General features: G+C 71.2%; 19 protein-coding genes. 13 read left to right on the forward strand and 6 right to left on the reverse strand.

Going from position 1 to position 21598, the window contains the following annotated elements:
* Window positions 1-68: 68 nt before the first annotated feature.
* Window positions 69-830 carry a sensor histidine kinase gene (locus ABEA43_RS43900; RefSeq protein WP_345571765.1) on the forward strand — a complete coding sequence of 254 codons (762 nt, stop codon included), beginning with the start codon at window positions 69-71 and terminating at the stop codon, window positions 828-830.
* Between the two features lie 127 nt (window positions 831-957).
* Window positions 958-1605: a response regulator transcription factor gene (locus ABEA43_RS43905; RefSeq protein WP_345571767.1), complete on the forward strand. Its 648-nt coding sequence runs from the start codon at window positions 958-960 to the stop codon at window positions 1603-1605.
* A gap of 54 nt (window positions 1606-1659) precedes the next feature.
* On the opposite strand, the gene abc-f is transcribed toward ABEA43_RS43905, so the two are convergent.
* Window positions 1660-3240 carry a ribosomal protection-like ABC-F family protein gene (gene abc-f / locus ABEA43_RS43910; protein ID WP_345571769.1) on the reverse strand — a complete coding sequence of 527 codons (1581 nt, stop codon included), beginning with the start codon at window positions 3238-3240 and terminating at the stop codon, window positions 1660-1662.
* A 300-nt stretch (window positions 3241-3540) separates the two neighbouring features.
* Here abc-f and ABEA43_RS43915 point away from each other — a divergent pair, with 300 nt between their 5' ends.
* The 4 genes from ABEA43_RS43915 (at window position 3541) to pafA (ending at window position 9033) form a co-directional block, all read left to right on the forward strand.
* On the forward strand, window positions 3541-4359 hold the full coding sequence (locus tag ABEA43_RS43915) for an ABC transporter ATP-binding protein (RefSeq protein WP_345571770.1): 819 nt from the start codon (window positions 3541-3543) through the stop codon (window positions 4357-4359).
* An 11-nt stretch (window positions 4360-4370) separates the two neighbouring features.
* On the forward strand, window positions 4371-5354 hold the full coding sequence (locus ABEA43_RS43920) for an ABC transporter substrate-binding protein (protein WP_345571772.1): 984 nt from the start codon (window positions 4371-4373) through the stop codon (window positions 5352-5354).
* Window positions 5355-5380: 26 nt separating this feature from the next.
* Window positions 5381-7483 carry an iron ABC transporter permease gene (locus ABEA43_RS43925; protein ID WP_345571774.1) on the forward strand — a complete coding sequence of 701 codons (2103 nt, stop codon included), beginning with the start codon at window positions 5381-5383 and terminating at the stop codon, window positions 7481-7483.
* A 191-nt stretch (window positions 7484-7674) separates the two neighbouring features.
* Window positions 7675-9033, forward strand: a complete 1359-nt coding sequence (pafA, locus tag ABEA43_RS43930) for a Pup--protein ligase (RefSeq protein ID WP_345571775.1) — start codon at window positions 7675-7677, stop codon at window positions 9031-9033.
* Between the two features lie 8 nt (window positions 9034-9041).
* Here pafA and ABEA43_RS43935 read toward each other — a convergent pair whose 3' ends face one another.
* The 3 genes from ABEA43_RS43935 to ABEA43_RS43945 are packed head-to-tail and all read right to left on the reverse strand — an operon-like array spanning window position 9042 to window position 12071.
* On the reverse strand, window positions 9042-10145 hold the full coding sequence (locus ABEA43_RS43935) for a LacI family DNA-binding transcriptional regulator (RefSeq protein WP_345571777.1): 1104 nt from the start codon (window positions 10143-10145) through the stop codon (window positions 9042-9044).
* A 43-nt stretch (window positions 10146-10188) separates the two neighbouring features.
* Window positions 10189-11067 carry a PfkB family carbohydrate kinase gene (locus ABEA43_RS43940; RefSeq protein WP_345571779.1) on the reverse strand — a complete coding sequence of 293 codons (879 nt, stop codon included), beginning with the start codon at window positions 11065-11067 and terminating at the stop codon, window positions 10189-10191.
* A 2-nt stretch (window positions 11068-11069) separates the two neighbouring features.
* Entirely contained in the window at window positions 11070-12071 is a 1002-nt protein-coding gene (locus tag ABEA43_RS43945; protein WP_345571781.1) for an SIS domain-containing protein, read from the reverse strand.
* 256 nt (window positions 12072-12327) lie between these two features.
* On the opposite strand from ABEA43_RS43945, the gene ABEA43_RS43950 reads away from it, so the two are divergent.
* The 7 genes from ABEA43_RS43950 (at window position 12328) to ABEA43_RS43980 (ending at window position 18732) form a co-directional block, all read left to right on the forward strand.
* On the forward strand, window positions 12328-13647 hold the full coding sequence (locus ABEA43_RS43950) for an ABC transporter substrate-binding protein (RefSeq protein ID WP_345571782.1): 1320 nt from the start codon (window positions 12328-12330) through the stop codon (window positions 13645-13647).
* A gap of 26 nt (window positions 13648-13673) precedes the next feature.
* Window positions 13674-14561: a carbohydrate ABC transporter permease gene (locus ABEA43_RS43955; protein WP_345571784.1), complete on the forward strand. Its 888-nt coding sequence runs from the start codon at window positions 13674-13676 to the stop codon at window positions 14559-14561.
* Window positions 14555-15391, forward strand: coding sequence for a carbohydrate ABC transporter permease (locus tag ABEA43_RS43960; protein ID WP_345571786.1), 837 nt, complete (start codon window positions 14555-14557; stop codon window positions 15389-15391). The genes ABEA43_RS43955 and ABEA43_RS43960 overlap by 7 nt, the downstream gene beginning before the upstream one ends.
* 25 nt (window positions 15392-15416) lie before the next feature.
* Window positions 15417-16247 (forward strand): TIM barrel protein, encoded by an 831-nt coding sequence (locus tag ABEA43_RS43965; RefSeq protein ID WP_345571787.1) that lies wholly within the window; start codon window positions 15417-15419, stop codon window positions 16245-16247.
* A 90-nt stretch (window positions 16248-16337) separates the two neighbouring features.
* Window positions 16338-16805 carry a hypothetical protein gene (locus ABEA43_RS43970; RefSeq protein WP_345571789.1) on the forward strand — a complete coding sequence of 156 codons (468 nt, stop codon included), beginning with the start codon at window positions 16338-16340 and terminating at the stop codon, window positions 16803-16805.
* Between the two features lie 161 nt (window positions 16806-16966).
* Entirely contained in the window at window positions 16967-18436 is a 1470-nt protein-coding gene (locus ABEA43_RS43975; protein ID WP_345571791.1) for a gluzincin family metallopeptidase, read from the forward strand.
* Between the two features lie 17 nt (window positions 18437-18453).
* Window positions 18454-18732 (forward strand): protealysin inhibitor emfourin, encoded by a 279-nt coding sequence (locus ABEA43_RS43980; protein ID WP_345571792.1) that lies wholly within the window; start codon window positions 18454-18456, stop codon window positions 18730-18732.
* Window positions 18733-18795: 63 nt separating this feature from the next.
* Here the strand turns inward: ABEA43_RS43980 and ABEA43_RS43985 are convergent, their stop codons facing one another.
* A complete protein-coding gene (locus ABEA43_RS43985) occupies window positions 18796-20415 on the reverse strand; it encodes a thiamine pyrophosphate-dependent enzyme (RefSeq protein WP_345571793.1) in 1620 nt (539 codons plus the stop codon).
* A gap of 42 nt (window positions 20416-20457) precedes the next feature.
* Window positions 20458-21564 carry an FAD-dependent oxidoreductase gene (locus tag ABEA43_RS43990; protein WP_345571794.1) on the reverse strand — a complete coding sequence of 369 codons (1107 nt, stop codon included), beginning with the start codon at window positions 21562-21564 and terminating at the stop codon, window positions 20458-20460.
* Between the last annotated feature and the right edge of the window lie 34 nt (window positions 21565-21598).

Raw genomic sequence — 21598 nt, forward strand, 5'->3', positions numbered from 1 at the left:
CCAGACTTGTGATCGGATCGGCGGAATTGTACCCGTCAGCCGATCGGCGGACCCCGCTCAGCCGTCCGGTGGCGAACCGCAGGCTGGCGGCCACCCTGGCGGAGAACGCGGCCCTGCACGAGCAGCTCCTCACCCAGGCGCGGGAGGCGGGTGTGCACGACGAGCGCGAACGGATGGCGCGCGAGATCCACGACACCCTGGCGCAAGGGCTCACCGGCATCATCACCCAGCTGCACGCGGCCGCGCACGCGGACGACGACCATGCGGGGCGAGAGCGGCACATCGTCGCCGCGACCGCGCTGGCCAGGGAGAGCCTGACCGAGGCGCGGCGGTCGGTGCACGCGCTGCGCCCCGAGCCGCTGCAGACGGCGCGGCTGGGGGAGGCGCTGGCGGGCGTGGCCGGGCGCTGGTCCGCGCTGCACGGTGTGCCGGTGCGGGTCACGACGACCGGTACGGCGCGGGCGATGCTGCCGGAGACGGAGGTCGCGCTGCTCAGGACCGCGCAGGAGGCGCTGGCGAACGTGGCCAGGCATGCGCGGGCGACCAGGGTGGGCGTGACACTGTCGTACATGGAGCACGAGGTGGCCCTGGACGTGCGCGACGACGGCACCGGCTTCGACCCGGCCAGGACCGGCGGTGACTTCGACCCGGCTTGGTCCGGCCGTGCCGCCACCGGCGGTTCGGGGGCGGATCGCGGCGGGTTCGGCCTGGTCGCGATGCGGCAGCGGATCGAGGGCCTGTCGGGGACGCTGCAGGTCGAGTCGGAGCCCGGCGCCGGCACGGGGATCTCGGCCCGCGTCCCCGCCGAGCCGGCGGAGGCGACGGCATGAGCCGCGCCGGTGGGGGACGGCATGAGCCGCGCCGGCGGGGGGACGGTATGAGCCACGTCGGCGGGGACGGCCGGGTGAGCCGGGCCGGTGGGACGATGGCAGGAGCCGCGCCGAGGGGGACGACCGTATGAGCGGGGGCGGTGGCGTGATCAGGCTGCTGATCGCGGACGATCACCCGGTGGTCAGGGACGGCTTGAGCAGCATGTTCGCGCGTGACCCGGACTTCGAGGTGGTCGGTGAGGCCGGCGACGGGGCCGAGGCGGTCCGGGTCGCTGAGACCGTGCGGCCGGACGTGATCCTGATGGATCTGCGCATGCCGGGCATGGACGGGGTGAGCGCGACCCGGGAGCTGGCCGGCCGCGGTGCCCGCGTCCTGGTGCTGACCACGTACGACACCGACGCCCACGTGCTGCCCGCGATCGAGGCGGGCGCCACCGGCTACCTGCTGAAGGACGCTCCCCGCGACGAGCTGCTGCGCGCGGTCCGCGCGGCGGCCCGGGGCGAGGCGGTGCTCGCGCCGTCGGTGGCCGCCCTGCTGATGAACCGGGTACGCACCCCCGCCCCGGGGCCGCTCAGCCAGCGGGAGCTCGAAGTCCTCCAGCTGGTGGCGGCCGGGAGCACGAACCGGGAGGCGGCGGCCAGCCTGTTCGTCACCGAGGCCACGATCAAGTCCCACCTGCTGAACATCTACGCCAAACTCGGCGTGGGCGACCGGGCCGCCGCCGTGACCGAGGCGTTCAACCGGGGCCTGCTCACCCCTCGGCCACCGGATTAGCGTCGGCCGGCCACCGGACCCGACCACCGGGTGATCGGGCCGGCGGCGGGAGCGTCAGGCCACGAGGCGGCCTTCGTGCATGGCCACGTGGGTGCCGTCGAAGCCGTCCCGGAAGCGGCGATCGTGCGACACCACCACCAGCGACCCCCGGAAGGCCCCCAGCGCCTCCTCCAGGTCCTCGATGAGCGCCAGCGACAGATGGTTGGTCGGCTCGTCGAGCACCAGCAGGTCGGCCGGGCGGCTCACCAGGCGGGCCAGCTCCAGCCGGCGCCGCTGCCCCACCGACAGGGCCGCCGCGGGCCGGCTGAGGTCCGACTCCGCGAACAGCCCGAGCGACAGCAGCCGGGCGGCATGCTCGTCCGCCGGCCCGGGCAGCCCCTCGGCGAAGACGCCGAGCACCGACGTGCGCGGCGCGCTCTCGGGCACCTCCTGGCGCAGGTACCCGATCCGGCGCGGGCGGCGTACCCTGCCGGAGTCCTGCGCGAGGTCGCCGGCCAGCACCCGCAGGAGCGTCGTCTTGCCCGCCCCGTTGGGGCCGGTGAGCAGCATGCGCTCGCCCGGCGCGAGCCGCAGGCTGTCCACACGCAGCCGGTCGCCGACGGTGACGCCTTCGAGCGTGGCGGTCAGGCCGTCACCCTTGCCGCCCTCCAGCCGCGCCGTGAAACGCAGCGGGTCCGGCGGCTTGGGCACGGGGTTCTCGCGCAGGCGGCGCAGCCGTTCGCGGGCGTTGCGCACGACGCCCGACAGCCCCGCCTCGTGCGATCGGCGGTGCCCCGCCGTACGGGGGCGGTCGGAGGTGCGCTCGGCGGAGGAGAGGCGTTCGACACCGCTGTCGGCCAGGCGCGCCTGGCGCTCGGTCTCGGCCAGCCACTCCTCGTACTCCTGCTGCCAGCGCCGCCGCGCGGCCGCCTTGGCGGTCAGGTAGCCGTCCCAGCCGTCGCCGTAGCGGGTGACGGTCCGCCGGTCGTGGTCGGCCTCCAGGATGGCGTCGGCGAACCCGCCCAGGAACGCGCGGTCGTGCGTGACCGCGATGACCGTGCCGCGGTGGGCGCGAAGATGCTTCTCCAGCCAGGCGACGGCCTGGCCGTCGAGGTGGTTCGTGGGCTCGTCGAGCAGCAGCAGCTCCGGCGCGCCCGCCAGCACGCAGGCCAGCGCGAGCCGGGACAGCTCGCCGCCCGACAGACTGCCCAGCGTCCGGTGCCGCGTGACGCCCGACAGGCCGAGGCCGTGCATCGCGGCTTCGACCCGCGCGTCGGCCTCGTAGCCGCCGCGCGCCTCGAACGCGGTGAACAACGCGCCGTACGCGTCCATGTCCTCGGCCTCGGCGGCGGCCTGCATGCGCCGCTCCAGGTCGCGCAGCTCGGCGAGGGCCGCGTCCACGGCGTCCTGAACGGTGTGCCGCGGCGGCAGGTCCAGCGTCTGGCGCAGGTGACCGATGCCTTCTGCGGCGACGATCAGCTCGCCGCCGTCGGGCTGCTCGGCTCCCGCGATCAGGCGGAGCAGAGTCGACTTGCCCGACCCGTTCTCGCCGATGACGCCGACCTTCTCACCGGCGGGGACGGTGAAGGAGACCTGGTCGAGCACGGCGCGCTCACCGTACGCCTTGGAGACGTCGCGAAGGGTGACTTGGCTCATGAAGAGAGCACTCCAGATTCGTGGAGAGGTGATCAGGGAGAATCAGGTGATCCGGCTCGATCGGCGAACGCCGAGAGCGGGCTCACCGCGCGTCAGCGCGGCAGCCTTATCGGAACCACAACCTGTTCGGCATCCCTGAACATGCACCCATGCCTTCGACGGTACCGGAAGGCGAAATAGGTGCGCGACCGATTTATGGCGGCACCCGATGCGTGCCGGTCCGCGGCATCACGCCTTCGCGGTTCTGGACGAGGTACCCCGCCGTGGTGCTTTCTGTAAGGTTAGCCTAACCTTATCTCCATGACCGAGGAGATCGCTCTCCGCGGCGCGGAGCTGCGCCTCAGTTACCACGGCATCCCCGTGGTCGAGGACGGCCGCATCACCTTGCGGCCGGGCCACGTGACCGCCCTGGTGGGCCCGAACGGCAGTGGCAAGTCCACGCTGCTGCGCGCCCTGGCCAGGCTGCACCGTCCCGACAGCGGCACGGTGACGCTCGCCGACGGCGCCGACGCGCTGGACCTGTCGTCGCGCGACTTCGCCAGGCGGGTGACGCTGCTGTCGCAGAGCCGCCCCACCCCGGGCGGCGTGCAGGTGCACGACGTCGTCGGGTACGGCCGCCACCCCTACCGGCGGCGGTGGAAGGCCGCCGACCCGGACGGAGCCGCCGCCGTCGCCAGGGCGATGGAGCTGACCGGCGTCACGGCGATGGCGGACCGGCCGGTGGACGAGCTGTCCGGCGGCGAGCTGCAGCGCGTCTGGCTGGCCACCTGCCTGGCCCAGGACACCGGCGTCCTGCTGCTGGACGAGCCCACCACGTTCCTCGACCTGCGCTACCAGGTGGAGCTGCTGGAGCTCGTCCGCGACCTGGCCGGCGAGCACGGCGTGGCGATCGGCGTCGTGCTGCACGACCTCAACCAGGCCGCGGAGATCGCCGACCACGTCGTGCTGCTGCACGAGGGCCGGATCCGCGCCGACGGCCCACCCGCGCAGGTCCTCACCGAGAGCCTGCTCAGCGACACGTACGGCATCCGCATCGAGGTCAGCCACGACCCCAGGACCGGCACCGTGACCACCCGGCCGATCGGCCGGCACACCAAGAGAGTCGACGCAACGACATGACGGGAACCACCATGCGCAGTGCTCTGACGGCCATCGCGGCCATCGTCGTCCTCGCCGCCTGCGGCACGACGGAGGCGCCCGTGACCGAGCAGGCCCCGTCCGCCGGCCCGACATCCGCGGCCCCCGCCCCCGTGACCGTGACCGACGGCCGCGGCAAGCAGATCAAGCTCGACGGCCCGGCCACCCGGGTCGTCGCCCTGGAGTGGGCCGAGGCCGAGATGGTGGCCGGCCTGGGCGTCATGCCGGTCGGCGTGGCCGACGTGAAGGGGTACGGCACCTGGGACACGGCCGTCAAGCTCGACTCCTCGGTCAAGGACGTCGGCAGCCGGCAGGAGCCCAGCGTGGACTCCATCAGCGCGCTCCAGCCGGACCTGGTCATCATGGAGGTCGAGCGCGACTCCACCCTGGTCGAGCAGCTTGAGAAGATCGTGCCGGTGCTGGTGACCAAGGGCAGCGACGCGGCCGACAACCTCAAGCGCATGCGCGACGACGTGAACATGATCGCCGCGGCGGTCGGCAAGACCGGCGAGGCGGCCAAGCAGCTGACCGAGTTCGACACGGCGCTGGCCGACGCCAAGCAGAAGATCGCCGCGGCGGGCGGCGCGGGCAAGCCGTTCGTCATGGCCGACGGATGGAAGCAGGGCAGCACGATCTCGGTCCGCATGTTCGGGCAGGGCACGCTCGTCTCCCAGATCGCCATCCAGCTCGGCCTGAAGAACGCCTGGACGGGCAAGGTCGACGACAAGTGGGCCCTGGGCACCACCGACGTCGAGGGCCTGACCGTGCTCAAGGACCCGGACCTCCGCTTCTTCTACAACGCCTCCGACGGGCTCGACGTGTTCGCCGACGGCCTGGCTGGCAACGCCATCTGGAAGTCGCTGCCGTTCGTCGAGAAGCAGCAGATCACCAGGCTGCCCGACGGCATCTGGACCTTCGGCGGGCCGCTGTCCGGCCGCCAGTACGCCGACGCCCTGGTCAAGGCGTACACGGGGTGAGCAAGGACGATCATCGAGGTCATGGGGTGAGCACGGACGTTCTGGGCGGCGTACCCGGAACGAAGGAGGACGCCGCGACGCCGTTGCGGCGGCTGGGCGTCGCGGGGGTCTTCCTGCTCGCGCTGGCCGCGGTCGTCCTGGTCGCGGCGGTGCACGTGACGCAGGGCACCTCGTCCGTCGGCGCGCTCGACCTGCTGGCGCTGCCGTTCGGCGGCAGCGACGAGGCCGCGCGCGTGCTGCTGGCCTCCCGGCTGCCGCGGCTGCTGGCCGGCGTCTGCGTCGGCGTCGCGCTGGGCGTCGCGGGCGCGCTGCTGCAGGCGATCGCCCGCAACGCGATGGCGTCGCCGGACACGCTGGCCGTCAGCTCGGGCGCCTATCTCGCGGTCGCCGCCGCGGCCGCGTTCGGGCTGTCGCTGCCGGTCCCGGTGTCGGGCGGGCTCGCCCTGATCGGCGGGCTGGCCGCCGCGACGCTGGTGCTGGCGCTGTCGGCGGGCGGGCGTACCGGGACGACCCGGCTGATCCTGGCAGGTTCGGCCACCGCGCTGGCGCTCAGCTCGCTGACGAACCTCGTCATGATCCTGTTCGAGCAGGAGACCACCGGGCTGTTCGCCTGGGGCAGCGGCTCGCTCGTGCAGAGCGACCTGGACGCCGTCACCCAGCTCGGCCCGGTGATCGCGGTGGCGCTGGGCGCGGCGGTGCTGGCCGGGCCCCGGCTGGACATCCTCGGCCTGGGCGACGACACCGCCACGGTGCTCGGCGTGAACGTGCGGCGGCTGCGCCTGTGGCTGACCCTGCTGGCCGTGCTGCTGTCGGCCGCCGCGGTGACGATCGCGGGACCGATCGGGTTCGTCGGGCTGTGCGCGCCGGTGATCGTGCGGCTGCTCCCCAGGTCCATCCCCGGCCTGCACAGGAGCCGCGCGCTGCTGCCCCTGTCGGGGCTGGCCGGCGTGCTGGTCGTGCTGGGCTCCGACATCGTGCTGCGGGCCGTGCTGGGTGCGCAGGCAGGGGTGGAGGTGCCGCCGGGCGTGGTGACGACGGTGCTCGGCGCGGCGGTGATGGTGTGGCTGGCCCGCCGTTACCGCGACGCGGGCGCGACCCGCCGGCCGCCGTCCGTGCGCACGGGCGCGACGCGTTCGCGCGCGGCCTTCCTGGCCGTGGTCGCCGTCTGCGCGGTCCTGCTGGTGAGCGCGGTGGTCATGGGCATGCTGGGCGGTGACAGGTGGCTGCTGACCGGTGACGTGGTCAACTGGCTGCAGGGCCGCAGCGGGCGGGCCCTGACGTTCGTGCTCGACCAGCGCTGGCCGCGCGTGTTCGCCGCGGTGCTGGCCGGTACGGCGCTGGCCGTGGCGGGCGCGGCGGTGCAGGCCGTGTGCCGCAACCCGCTCGCCGAGCCGGGCGTGCTCGGCGTCACCGCCGGGGCGGGCGTCGGCGCGATCACGCTGCTCACGCTGGTGCCGCTGGCCGGGCTCTGGACGATGTCCGCGGCGGCGGGCGCGGGCGCGCTGGCCGCCTTCGCTTTGGTGTACGGGCTGGCCTGGCGCGGCGGGCTGAGCTCCGACCGGCTGGTCCTGATCGGGGTCGGCATGCAGGCCGCCTGCACCGCCGTCACCGTCCTGATCATCGTGCTGTCCGACCCGTGGAACACCGCCAAGGCCCTGACCTGGCTGTCCGGCTCGACGTACGGCCGCGTCCCGGCGCAGCTCATCCCGGTGACGCTGGCGCTGCTGGTCGTCGTGCCGCTGCTGGTCTGGCTGCGCAGGGACCTCGACCTGCTGTCCCTGGACGAGGACACCCCGCGCATCCTGGGCGTCCCGTTGGAGCCGGTACGCCTGGGCGCGCTCGCCGGAGCCGTGCTGCTCACCTCCACGGCGGTGTCCGTGATCGGGGTCGTCGGCTTCGTCGGCCTGGTGGCCCCGCACGCCGCCCGCGCCCTCGTCGGCGCCCGCCACCGGCGGATGCTCCCGGTCGCCGCGCTGCTCGGCGCGGTGCTGGTCAGCCTGGCCGACACGCTCGGGCGTACCGTCATCGCCCCGGCGCAGGTGCCCGCGGGCCTGGTGACGGCGCTGATCGGCACGCCGTACTTCGTCTATCTCCTGTGGCGCGCCCGCGCCCACAGCGACGCCACGTGACCTCGCTCGGTGCGGAGCCGTCAGGAAGGCGGCGGTGGCGCGCCTGGCGGGGGCAACGGTTGTGAAATGGCGGCCCGCCCGTTTTCACGGCTTTGTGACCAGGAGACCCGCGCCTGCGCGCGCTCGGCGCCGGCCACCAGGCCCGCACCGGCCATCTGGGCGAGACCGTGCTGGGGGAGTAGCTTGAGGAAATGGATCGTCGCATCTTCGGCCTGGAGAACGAGTACGGCGTCACGTGCACGTTCCGGGGACAGCGCAGGTTGTCCCCGGACGAGGTGGCCCGCTACCTGTTCCGGCGGGTCGTGTCCTGGGGCCGGTCGAGCAATGTGTTCCTGCGCAACGGCGCCCGCCTGTACCTGGACGTCGGCAGCCATCCCGAGTACGCCACGCCCGAGTGTGACAACCTGATCGAGCTGGTCACGCATGACAAGGCAGGAGAGCGCATCCTGGAGGGCCTGCTCGTCGACGCCGAGAAGCGGCTGCGCGAAGAGGGCATCGCGGGTGACGTCTACCTGTTCAAGAACAACACCGACTCGGCCGGAAACTCCTACGGCTGTCACGAGAACTACTGTGTGGGACGGCAGGGTGAGTTCGGGCGGCTGGCCGACGTGCTGATCCCGTTCCTGGTCACCCGGCAGATCATCTGCGGGGCGGGCAAGGTGCTGCAGACCCCGCGCGGCGCCGTCTACTGCGTCTCGCAGCGGGCCGAGCACATCTGGGAGGGCGTGTCGTCGGCCACCACCCGGTCCCGGCCGATCATCAACACCCGTGACGAGCCGCACGGTGACGCCGAGCGGTTCCGCCGGCTGCACGTGATCGTCGGCGATTCCAACATGAGCGAGACCACGATGCTGCTCAAGGTCGGCGCGACCGATCTGGTGCTGCGCATGATCGAGGGCGGCACGGTGATGCGCGACCTGTCGCTGGAGAACCCGATCAGGGCCATCCGCGAGGTCTCCCACGACATGACCGGCCGGCGTCGGGTGCGGCTGGCCAACGGGCGCGAGGCCTCCGCCCTGGAGATCCAGCAGGAATACCTGTCGAAGGCGAAGGACTTCGTCGAGCGCCGCGGCGGCGACGCGATCGCGCACCGGGTGCTGGAGCTGTGGGAGCGCACGCTGCGCGCGGTCGACACGGGCAACCTCGACCTGGTGTCGCGTGAGATCGACTGGGTGACGAAATACCAGCTCATCGAGCGCTACCGGAAGAAGTACGACCTGCCGCTGTCGTCGCCCAGGGTGGCGCAGCTCGACCTCGCCTACCATGACGTGCACCGCAAGCGGGGCCTGTTCTACCTGCTACAGCGCCGCGGTGCGGTGGAGCGGGTGGCCTCCGACATCAAGATCTTCGAGGCCAAGTCGGTGCCGCCGCAGACGACCAGGGCGCGGCTGCGCGGTGAGTTCATCCGCAAGGCGCAGGAGAAGCGCCGCGACTTCACCGTCGACTGGGTGCATCTCAAGCTGAACGACCAGGCCCAGCGCACGGTGCTGTGCAAGGACCCGTTCCGCAGCGTGGACGAGCGGGTGGACAAGCTCATCGCCGGCATGTGACCGAACCGCTAAGAGTCACCCAGGACAGGCGGGGCGACCGAGGAGCGGACGATGAGCCGCGAGCGGAGTATGTGCATCTCGCGGGGTGGGTCGGCGCCCTCCAGGGTGTCGAGCAGCACCTGCGCCGCCTTCGCCCCGAGCTGGTGCACGGGCTGCTCGATCATCGTCAGCGGCGGCTCCATGACGGCCGCCCACGCGCTGTCGTCGAAGCCGATCAGCGCGACGTCGCGCGGGCAGGACAGCCCGGCCGCCCGTAGCGCGCGCAGCGCCCCGGTCACCGCGTCGGTCTCGGTGCAGAACACCGCGGTGATGCGGTCGCTCATGGACGTCATGCGCGCGACCTCCGCGGTCGCCCGCGCCTCCGTCTTGGGCCCGACCATGACCAGCTCGGGGTCGAAGGGGATGTGCGCGTCGTCGAGCGCGTCGAGGTAGCCGCGCAGCCGCTCCCCGTCCGTCCACAGCCCGCGGGCCGCGTCCGCGAGCAGCTCGCGCCGCGTCGCCGGCGTCCGTGACGTGGAAGGACCCCAGACGAACCCGATGCGGCGGTGCCCCGCCGCGATGAGCGTCTCCACGGCCTCGCGGGCCGCGTCGCGGTTGTCGGTGACGACCGCGTCGAGGTCGAGCGCGGCCACCGCCCGGTCCACGAGCACGACGGGAATGCCGCGGTCCATCGCCGCCCTGATGTGCGCGACGTGCTTGCCGGTGGTCGCGGCCGAGGCGATGATGACCCCGTCGACGCGCTTGTCGATGAGCACGTTCGTGGCCGCGACCTCCTGGTCGAGATCCTCGTACGTGCTCAGCACGAGCGTGTCGAACCCCCTGGCCCGCGAGGTGTCGGAGATGCCGCGCATCAGCCCCGCGAAGAAGGGGTTGCCGATGTCGGCGACGATCACGCCCAGGGTGTGGCTCACACCCGTGGACATGCTGCGGGCCAGCGCGTTCGTGCGGTAGCCGAGCTTCTCGGCCGCGGCCAGCACCCGCTCGCGCAGCTCGGGGCTGACGTAGCCGTAACCGCCGAGTGTGCGGGCGGCGGTCGCGCGGCCGACCCCGGCCTCCGCGGCCACCTCGGAGATCGTCGGCCGCCCACTCGCCTGGCCCCGGTCAGCTGGCATGGATCGGGTCCCTCATTTCTCGCGTTCGCCGGCTCGCCACATGCTAACCGTGCCCGGGCGTCGCGGGTCTGCCGTGCCGGAAGGCGCCTTCGACGAAGCACTGCTCGTACGCCGACTGCGCGCCGTCGCGCAGCGCCCGCCCGAGCTGCTCCGCCCCCGGCGGCCGGCCCGCGGACCAGCCGCCGCGCAGCAGGGAGACCGCGAACCCGGCGAGGAAGGCGTCGCCGCAGCCCATCGTGTCGACGAGGCGCGCGGGGTCCTCGACGAGGCGCGCGGGCGCGGTGACGGTGACGCGGCCGTCGGTGGCCACCGCGCCGTGCACGCCGCGGGTGCCCAGAGCCAGCCCCGCGCCCCGGCGTACGAGGTCGGCCAGCACCTCGCGGGTGGCCTCCTCGTCCAGGTGGGCGCAGGACAGCAGCACCAGGTCCGCGTGCGGGCAGACGCGGTCGAGGTAGGCGGGCGTGCGGTACGTCTCCTCGCTGGACAGGTCGAAGCTCACCAGCGGGCCCAGCCCCGCCAGCTTCGGCAGCTCGCCCTCGCTGCCCGAGTAGACGCTGGAGTGCACCAGGTCGAAGGAGGACACGTAGCCGAGCAGCCCGTCGTCGAGCGCGAGCGGCTCGCGTACGGTGACGCCGCCGCCGTTCCAGCCGAGGAACACCCGCTCGCCGTCGTCCACCCGCAGGGTCGAGACGCCGCTCTCGCCGGCCCGCACGACGCACCGGCCGGTGGCGACGCCTTCGGCGGCGATCGACCCGGCCAGGAACCGGCCGAGGTCGTCGTCGCCGAAGACCCCCAGGTAAGCGGCTTCGACGCCGAGGCGGCGGGCGTAGACGGCGACGTTCACGCTGTTCCCGCCCGGGTAGTCGATGCCGCGGTCGACGAACCTGTCGACGATGTTGTCGCCGAAGCCGAGCACCCGCATGCCTAGTAGTCCATGACCCGGTAGTAACGGCGCAGGTCGAGCGAGTGGTCGCGGACCCGCTCCAGGTGCTTGCTGACCCGGCTCAGCACGGTGTCGAGCACCAGCGGCGCGAGCAGCCCGCGGAACTCGGGGCTGATGCCGTCGAGCGGGTAGTCGCGCGTGTCGAAGACCGTGACGTCCTTGGAGATGCGCCTGGCGAACGCCTCGGCGCGGTCGGTGAGCGGCCGCGTCTCGTCCTCGCCCTGGAAGATGACGACACTGGTGTCCTCTTCGAGCAGTTCGAGCGAGCCGTGGAAGAACTCCGCGCTGTGCACCCTCGTGGTACGCAGCCACTGCATCTCCTCCAGGATGCACATGGAGTAGAGGTAGGTGAAGCCCCACAGGTTCCCGCCGCCGATGAGGAAGTGGTAGTCGGCGTCCTTGTGCGCCTCGGCGAACGCGGCCGCCACCGGCTCGGCCTGCCTGGCCACGCCGAGCAGGACCTCCGGCAGGCCGGCGAACTCGGCGGCGAGCTTGTCATAACCGCCGAACTCGCCCCTGCGCGCCAGCAGCCGGCCCGTGAACAGCAGCAGCTGCATGTCGAAGGGCCACGTCTTCGGCTCGGAGACGAGTGCGACGTCCACGGACTTGGCCACGGGGGAGTCGGGGTAGCCGGTGAAGCCGATCGTGTACGCGCCTTTGGACCTGCAGTACTCGATGGCCCGCAGGCTGTCCTCGGTCGTGCCGGAGACCGAGGTGAAGACGGCCACCGTGCGCTCGCCGAGCGAGGCGTCGCCCGAGACGACGAGCTCGGCCGCGATCGCGGAGCGCACGTCGAGCGTGGAGACGCGCCTGGCCCAGTGCTCGTACGGCCACATCTGCGCGTAGGTGCCGCCGGCGCCGACGAGCAGGAGGTTGTCGAAGCCCTGGTCGAGCAGCCGGTCGGCGAGCTCCTCGATCTGGGGGCGGAGCGCCACCGCGCTCGACAGCTGGGAGAGGAATTCCGGCTCGTTGAATCCGAGCATCTTCAAGTCCTTTCACGGGGGTGCCGCTTCCACCGGCCTGATACCGGTATCACGCGGAGGTCACGGTGGCACAGTGAACCGGCCCTCGTCAACATCCCGTTTCTGTAATAGCGTCTCTACCTGCATGAATACTGGCCGGTAAGAGCGGTTTCCCGAGGTCGGGAAAATAAGATCTTGGCTTTGGGTCTGGTACCGGTATCAGTTCGGCTGTACAGTCCCACACCAACCCCCTCTCCCCCCGAGAGAAAGGAAGCCCATGCGGCCTCGCGCACTGACGACGTTCGCGGCACTCGTCGGGACCTCGGCGCTGGCTCTCACCGGCTGCGCCGGCGAAACGGCCAAGGCTCCCGCGGCGGACGTCGCCGCCACGCCGGAGTTCTCCGGCACGCTCAGCATCCTGACCAAGTTCGCCGGCGACCCGCTCCAGCCCTACTTCGAGAACATCGCCGCCGCGTACCAGAAACAGCACTCCGGGGTGAAGGTCGAGCTCATCCAGGAGACCGACCAGAGCGTCAAGGACAAGACCAAGACCCTGACCGCCTCGGACGCCCTGCCCGACATCTACTTCACGTGGACGGGCAACTGGGCGGAGAACTTCGTGCGCGGCGGCCGCGCGGCCGACCTGACCAAGGTGATCGGCCCGGACACCGAGTGGGGCAAGACGTTCGGCCAGGGCTCGCTGTCCGCCTTCGCCTACGACGGCAAGTACTACGGGATCCCGCTCTACAACAACGGCAAGTTCATGGGCTACAACAAGACGGCCTTCGCCAAGGCCGGGGTCAAGGTGCCCACGACCTTCGAGGAGCTCGTCGGGAGCTGCGCGGCGCTGCGCAAGGCGGGCTACGAGCCCATCGCCTTCGGCAACAAGGACGGCTGGCCCGCCCTGCACTACCTGCAGCAGCTCTTCGCCTACAACGTGCCCGCCGAGACCCTGCAGGCCGACTTCACCCCCGCGACGGCCAAGCTCGCCGACCCGGGCTACGTGACCGCGCTCAAGCAGTTCAAGAGCGTCGTCGACCAGTGCACGAACACCGGCAGCGGCACCAACGGCGTGCTCTACACCTCCGCCCAGGAGGCGTTCGCCGACGGCAAGGCCGCCATGTACTACCAGGAGATCCTGGAGTTCGACAACGCCACGAGCGACAAGGGGCTCAAGCCGGCCGACTTCGGCATCTTCCCGCTGCCGGTCCCGCAGGGCGCCGCGGGCGACACCAAGACGATCGAGGGCGCGCCCGAGGGCTACCTGGTCAACGCCAAGTCGCCGCGCGTGGCCCTGGCCATCGACTTCATGAAGTTCGCCACGAACGCCGAGAACGCGAGCACCCTGTCCGCGCCCCCGTACGGGCAGCCGAGCACCGTCGTCGGCGCCGTCACGGAGAAGACGTCCAGCAAGGCCGTGTACGAGGGCATCGAGCTGGTCAACCAGGCGCCGCGGCTGGCCGCGTGGCTCGACACCGTGACCGTGCCCGAGGTCGCCGACGCGTGGCTGGCCGGCGGTGAGGCGCTGGTCAGCGGCGGCTCGACGCCGGAGAAGGTGCTCGAAAGCGTGCGCCAGGCCTCGGAGTCGGCCAAGTAGGCCGGCGGCCGGAGGGGAGCATGCCGGTGCGTGCCATCACTCAGCGGGCAGCGGGGCTGGCGTGGGTCGTTCCCGCGCTCGCGCTGGTCGTGGTGTTCGTCTACCTGCCGCTCGTGCAGAACTTCGAGTTCAGCACGATGAAGTGGGACATCTACAGCGGAAGCCAGGAGTACGTCGGCCTCGACAACTACCGCAAACTCCTCGGCGACCCGGTCTTCTGGTCGTCCTTCGGCAACAACGTCCTGTACGCGGTCGTCTCGATCGCGTTCCAGGTGTTCGGCGCGCTCGTGCTCGCCGCGCTGATCGAGTCGGTACGCGCCGAGCGCTGGCGGCGCGCCCTGCGGGCGATCTACTTCATCCCGTCCGCGATCTCGCTGACCGTCGCCGGCCTGCTGTTCTACTTCATCTACGAGCCCACGATCGGCCCGCTCAACCACCTGCTGCGGGCGACCGGACTCGGCTCGCTGGCGCAGGCGTGGCTGGGCCAGGAGAGCACGGCGATGTCCGCGATCATCGCGATGAGCCAGTGGCAGGGATTCGGCTACTCGACGCTGCTGTTCGCGGTCGCGATCCAGCGCATCCCGTCGGAGATCTACGGCGCCGCCGCCATCGACGGGACCGGCCCCGTACGCCGGTTCTTCCACGTCACCCTGCCCCTCGTACGCGAGATGACCGGGCTCATGATGATGGTCACCGTCTCGGGGGCGTTCCAGGTGTTCAACGAGGTCATGGTGATGACCAGCGGCGGGCCGAACAACTCCAGCCAGGTCATGGGCACCTGGCTCTACCGCAGCGGCTTCGTGCGCAACAACTTCGGCTACGCCGCCGCCATCGCGACGGTGATCTTCCTGATCACGCTGGCCATCGCCGTGGCGCAGATGCAGGTCACGCGGAGAAAGAGGGTGGAATGGTGACGCGCCTCGGCTTTCTCGGCGTGATCGGGCGCGTGTTCCTGTGGGCGTTCCTCCTCGGTCTCGCGGTCGTCGTGCTCTACCCGCTGCTGTGGATGGTGCTCAACGGGTTCAAGTCGAACGCCGAGCTGTTCGGCAACCCGTTCGCGCTGCCGGTGGACTGGAGCTTCGCCAACTACCAGAAGGCGTGGAACCGGGGGGTCAGCGGCTACCTCGCCACCAGCGTGCTCGTCACGGTGACCTCGACGCTGGCCACCGTGTTCGTCAGCGCCTGGGCCGCGTACGGGCTGACCAGGGTGAAGATCCCGTTCAGCAGGTTCGTCAGCATGGCCATCCTCGGCGGGCTCATGCTCGCGCCCACCGTGGCGCTCGTCCCGCTGGTCAAGATGTTCCAGGCGATGGGGCTGTACAACACGTTCTGGGCGCTGCTCATCCTGTACACCGCCTTCCGGGTGCCGTTCACCACCTTCCTCATCCGCGCGTACATGATCGACCTGCCGCGCGAGGTGGACGAGGCGGCGGAGATGGACGGCTGCAGCCGGTGGACCGCCTTCTGGCGGATCATCCTGCCGATGTGCAAGCCGATCATCACCTCGACCGTGCTGCTGCACGTCCTGTTCGCCTGGAACGAGTACCTGTTCGCGATGGTCTTCACCAGCGGCAGCGGCGTGCAGACCCTGCCGGTCGGCCTGACGAGCCTGATGAGCAAGCACGGCACGGAATACCCCGTCGTCTTCGCCGGCATGGTGATCGCGGCCCTGCCCGTGGTGCTGCTGTTCTTCTTCGGCCAGCGCTACATCGTCAAGGGCCTGGCCGACGGCATCGGCAAGTGACCCGCCCCCTACCAGGAGGATCCCCATGAGCCTGTCGGCCCGGCAGATCACCGGCTCGAACTTCGCCTACCAGCACCTGCCCCTCCCGCGCTGCCTCGACGACGCCGCCGAGCTGGGCCGCGAGCAGGTGGAGCTGTGGGGCATCGCGCCGCACCTGTACGTGCCCGAGCTCAGCGACGCCGAGGCGCGCGCCATCAGGCGGGCGGCCGAGTTGCGCGGGCTGGCGATCCGCTGCCTCACGCCCGAGCAGGTAGCCTACCCGGTCAACGTGGCCTCGCCCGACACCGCGCTGCGCGCGCGCAGCGTCGCCATGTTCCGCCGGGCCGCCGAACTGGCCGCGGAGCTCGGGGCCGGGCTGCTGCTCCTGACGCCGGGGCGGGGCTTCGAGGACGAGCCGGTCCAGGCCGCGTGGCGGCGCTCGGCGGACGCGATCGGGGAGATCAGCGCGTACGCGGCCGGCCTCGGCGTGGACTGCGTGCTCGAATCGCTGCAGCGGGTGGAGTCGAACCTGGTCAACGACTCCCGTGCGCTGGCCGCCATGATCGGCGAGATCGGCGCGCCGAACCTGGGCGCCGTGCTCGACACCGTGGCCATGGCGGTCGCGGGCGAGGACGTGGACGACTACTTCGACGCGCTCGGGGACCTCGTACGCCATGTGCACCTCATCGACGGCCGGCCGGCCGGGCACCTGGCGTGGGGCGACGGCGAGCTGCCGCTGCCCGCGATCCTGGCCGCCCTGGACCGCAGGGGATACGCGGGGTGCATGACGTTCGAGCTGTTCGGCGACGGAAGCTACGCCCTCGATCCCCGGCCGGTCGTGGAGCGCTGCCTCGCGGCGACGTCGCTCGCCCCATAGCGGTACGGCGCGGCCGCAGACGACGTAGGGTCCACATCAGCAACCGGTCCCGGCCGCGCCCACGACGGCCCTTGCGAGATGGAAGCCTGCATGACTGTCACTCCCGAGCAGCTGCGCGACCTCGCGAGCCGCGCCGAGGCGCTCACCGCCGAGGTGCGGGCACTCTGCGTCGGCGCCCAGAACGGAACGCCCGAGCCCGGCCACCTCACGACGGCCCGGCAGGCCGCGGAGTGGCTCGCCCGCGGCGCGGCCGACCTGGAGCTCGCGGCCGAGGACCTGGCCAGGCTCCAGACGCCGCCGTGCGCCTTCCGCTGGGGCGTCTGCCCCGAGCACGGCAACACCCTGTCCTCCAAGGCGGGCGTCTCCGAGTGCCGCGTGTGCCGCCGCACCTGGACCTACAACCGGCTCGACCAGCCGTGCGGGGAGCCGGTCACGTGGCGGGTGATCGACCGGGCGGGGACGGAGACGCAGATGTGCGACGGGCACGTGCTCGGCGCCCGCGCGGCGGCCGGCGGCGCCACCTTCGCCCGCCTCGACGCGCCCATCGGGCAGCCGTGATCGGGTGACCGCCGCCGCCCGGCTCAGGGCGGCTGGTCAAGGCTTTGTCATCCCCCATGCGGAGGATTAGCCGGCACCGGGCACGACTCGGGAGGCGTGTCCGCCAGAAATGCCCGAGAGGCCCGGAACATGGGGCTCGGGGCCGCACAGGGAGAAGCCAGATGATCATTCAGGACGCCGGGGACCGAGTCATCCCCGAATATCGCGAGGTCACCGCAGCAGCCGTGGGCGACATGACGAAGCAGCTGCTCCAGCCGCCCTTCACCATGGCGGCGACCCCTGTCTCCCGCCCGCTCTCGACCCCGGTGCCGATCCCGGTCCCGCCGATCGTCGGGCCCCGGATCCTCATCTACAAGCAGGACCCCACCATCGCCGAGCTGGGCGTCAGGGCGATCTTCATTCCCAGCCCGGTGCTGGCCGGACCCACCGACGCCCGGATCACCACCGAACTGCCCGGCATCACGCCCGTGGCACGCAGCATCAACGGCGACTTCATCTTCGTCCCCAACTCACCGGAATTCGACTGCGCGCACACGTACGCGGTCGTCCGGGAGACGCTGACGATGTACGAACGCCACAACGGCGGCGTCCCCCTTCCCTTCGCGTGGAACACCGGCGGGAACCTCGACCGGCTCACCGTCTTCCCGCGGGCCGCGGTCGGCGCCAACGCCTTCTACAGCAGGTCGGCCAAGGCGCTGAAGTTCCTCTTCTTCACCCCGCCCAGCTCCGCACAGGAGGTCTTCACCTGCCGCTCCCTCGACATCGTCTCCCACGAGACCGGGCACGCGATCCTCGACGGGCTCAAGCCGGGCTGGCTCGGCGCGGAGAACCCGCCCCAGACCGGCGGCCTGCACGAGGCGTTCGGCGACCTGACCGCCATCTTCGTCACGCTGGCGCAGCCCGACCAGGCCGAGGCGCTCGTCGCGCTCACCAAGGCGAACCTGCACGCCAAGTCCTTCCTGTCGTCCCTGGCCGAGCAGTTCGGCCAGGGACTCGGCCTGCCGTTCGGCCTGCGCAACGCCGACAACGACCTCAAGCTGAGCGAGGTCAGCAACGAGGTGCACGCGATCTCCCAGGTGTTCACGGGCGGCGTCTACGACGTGCTCGCCGACATCTACGCCCACGAAAGCACCAAGCAGGGCACGGTGAAGAGCCCGACCGTGATCCTCATGGAGGTCGCGGACAGGCTGTGCAAGCTGCTGTTCAACGCCATCGTGAAGGCGCCCGCGAGCGGCGCGACCTATACCGACGTCGTCAACCAGATGCTGAAGATCTCGGCCGCGCAGGGCGATCCCATCATCTACCGGACCTTCATCCGCAACCGGTTCGCCTTCCGTGAGGTGGTGACGTCGCCCACGCCGTTCACGGAGATGCTCTCCGGTGAGATGGATCTCATGAACGCCGACTACACCGGCGACGGCAAGGCCGCGAAGGACGCCACCAGCGTGAAGGCCGCCGACCCGGCCTCCGCCAGCCTGCGCGCCGTGCAGGACCGGTCGTGCTGCTGCGGCACCATGCAACTGCCCGAGTTCCAGGTCATCGGCACGGACAAGCTCACGTCCACGGGCGACCTGACCGACGACGACATCCTCGCCACTGAGCTGAGCGCGCTGAAGAAGGCGTTCAAGTAACGGCAGGAGAGTTCCGCATGCGGGTGCAGGTCGAGAGAACCGGCGGCTTCGCCGGCCGCGAAGAGATCGTCGCCGCCTACGACACCAGCGATCTCCCCGCGGCAGAAGCCGCCGCGGTGCACGACGCGCTGGCCACGGTCAGGGCCGCCCTGGACCGTGGCGAGCCGGGCGAGGCGGGCGCCGATCTGTTCAGCTACCGGATCACCGCCGGCGACGGCGCCGGACAGGTCTACACGGTGTCCGGCGAGCCGCCGGAGCTGGCGGACGCGCTGGCCGTGCTCACCCGGCAGGCGTGAGGGCCCGCGCGGCGTCGCTCAGAGAAACGCACCCGGCAGGCGTGAGGGCCCGCGCGGCTTGGCTCAGAGAAGCTCGGCCGGCAGGTCGTGCGGGTCGACCTTCGCCACGATCAGGGCCGGCGTGGTGGCCGCCTTGGCGTCGGCGAGCGCCTGATCGAGCGCCGCCGCCGTGTTGACCGAGCGGGCGAACTGGACGCCGAGCGCGTTCGCGAACTTGACGAAGTCCCATCGGTTGAGCACGACGTAGGGCTTCGGCAGCGCGCCGGGATCGTCGAAGTAGGCATCGTCGATGAGGTACTGCTCGAAGGCGTAGATGCCGTTGTCGATCACGACGACGACCGGGTTGCGCGCGTACCGGACCATCGTGGACAGCGCCTGCGCGGTCATGTGGAAACCGCCGTCGCCGCAGATGACCAGCGGTCGCCGGGCGGACCCGAACGACGCGCCGACGGCGGCGGCCACCGAGTGCCCGATCGACGCCCACACCGCGCCGGACACGACGGCGTCCCGGCCCTTCACCGGCAGGTTCGCGGCCGAGGCGACACCGATGAAGGTGTCGGGGACCACGAGCCAGGACGCGTCCAGCGCGGCGCCGATGCGCTCGAACACCTGCCGGTAGGTCAGCGCGCCCGTGGCCGGTGCGGGCGCGGGCGGAGCCACCCCGGCGGGCACGTTCGCCGGTGGCGCCTTCGCGGCCTCGACACCGAGAGCCGTCACCAGGGCGCCGATCTCCGCGCTCTGCTTGGCGCCCGCCTTGATCTTCACCTTGCCGTCGTAGGCGGTGACGACGCGGCCGGTGTCCCTCACCAGCGCCGCCCAGCCGCTCGGGAAGACGCAGCCGAGCATGACGACCAGGTCCGCCCGATCGACGGCGTTCGTGACGGCGGGACGCGAACGCGGCGGCGCGTAGACCCCGAGCCACCCGCTGCCCTCCTCGTCCAGCGCCGACTTGGCGAGCAGCGCGGTCGACCAGCGGATGCCGAGCTTGGCGATCAGGGCGGCGACCTTGTCGGCGAGCCCGTAGCGCTGGATCTCCGTGCCGACGAGGAGGAGCGGCGCGGCCGCGCTGCGGATCATCTGCACGATCGTGACCGCGAGCTGCTCCTCGGTGCCCGCCGCGGGAACGGCGGGCGACAGCGGCTGGCCCGGCATCGGGCAGGCCATCCGCCAGATGTCCCGGTTGATCTCCACGTAGACCGGGCGCTTCTTCCTGATCGCGGTCAGGATCGCGTTGTCGACCACGGCCGGCACCTCAGAGGGCTTGCCGGCGCGCGCCGCGCTCGCCGTGACGAGCTTGTACGCGTTCAGGTCCGCGTCGGGTGCACCGGTCGAGTGCGAGAACAGGACGTCGAAGTCCTTCAGATTGCTGAGGTTGACGCTGTTCGGGCCGCCGTTGATGACCACGATCGGGCTGCGCTCGACATAGGCGCCGCCGATCGCGTTGATCATGCTCAGCATGCCGACCCCGTTGGCGACCGCGACCGCGGCGAGCCCCTTCGTCCGGGCATATCCGTCGGCCGCGTAACCCGCCTCGAGGTCGCTCGCGGTGACGACCGCCTTGACGCTGTGCGCGCCGACCGCGTCGAACAACTCCGCGCAGAAGGCGGCGGGGACGCCGAACAGCGTGTCGACGCGCTGCTGGGTCAGCCGCTTCAGGATGTAGTCGGCGACGGTGAAGGCCACGGTGACACTCCCTTGCCGGCCCGCCCTGCGGCGGGACCCGGATCAGACGCCGGTCGGCAGCGTCGGGTCGAACAGGCGCGCGTTGCGCGGGTGGTGGATGTGGTACTCCGGCATCGCCACGGGCACGGCCTGGCCGAACAGGGCGGCGATGTGCCGCACCAGGCTCTTGCACTTCGCCGGGTCGATGGTCTCGTTGTCCACGCCGACCTCGAAGGTGGAGCCGATGATGACGGCATCGGAGCGCGGGAACATGTAGCCGTCCTGGCCGTAGAGATATTTCAGCGCCGGCTGCTTCGGCAACATCGCGAGCTGCCCTTTGATCGGCTCCATGTCCTGGTCGTTCCACAGCTTCTTCGCACCCATTCCGGTGCAGTTGACGATGACCTTCTGCGGCAATGACGAGAACACGTCCGACTTACTGATGAATTGCCGCGGCTCAATCGTGACGCCACGCGCCGACAGGTCGTTCTCCAGCCGGAGGAGGAAGATCGGTGGTTCGACGAGCAAGGTCTGATACTTGAATCCCGGCTTGGTGTGGTTCTCGAACGGCATGCGCATCAGCGACTCGCGCTCCGGCATGAGCCCGGGCGCGAGCCGCCGCACCACTTCGAGGCCGGGAGTGACCTCCCGGCTGTAGTTCGGCACCTCGGAGACGCCGAAGCCGGCGCCGATGCTGTTCTTGAACGTTGTATAGGACGTCTTGATGATGCCTTTGAGCTCCTGCTCCTTGCCGGCGAACGCCACGACGGAAACGGCCCACTGGCCGCCGGCCTTGTGCGACGTGGTCTCGACCGGGTTACGGTCCGCGTAGATCGTGACCTCGAGGCCGAGATCGCGCAGCAGCGTGGCGGCGGTCAGCCCCATGACGCCGGCGCCCAGCACCGCGACCTGCGTGTCGTGCGACACGGCGATGCGCTTCTTGACGATCTCCGCCACCTTGGCGGCACAGCCCCAGCTCAGCGTGATGCCCGCGCCGCCATGCCCGTAGTTGTGGACGACGAACCGGCCGGAGGCCAGCTCGGAGTCGAGCCGGTACGAGCCGTTGCGGAACGGCCTGACCCCCGCCACGCAGGCGCCCGCCGCATGCGGGTCGTAGGTGAAATCCGGGGTCGGGAGATTGGGTATCGCGTGCCTGCGGCTGGTCGGCATCCGTCAACCTCCATGGGGCGTGGAATATGTCGCT

This window comes from Nonomuraea rosea (genome assembly GCF_039539705.1).
Lineage (GTDB): Bacteria > Actinomycetota > Actinomycetes > Streptosporangiales > Streptosporangiaceae > Nonomuraea > Nonomuraea rosea.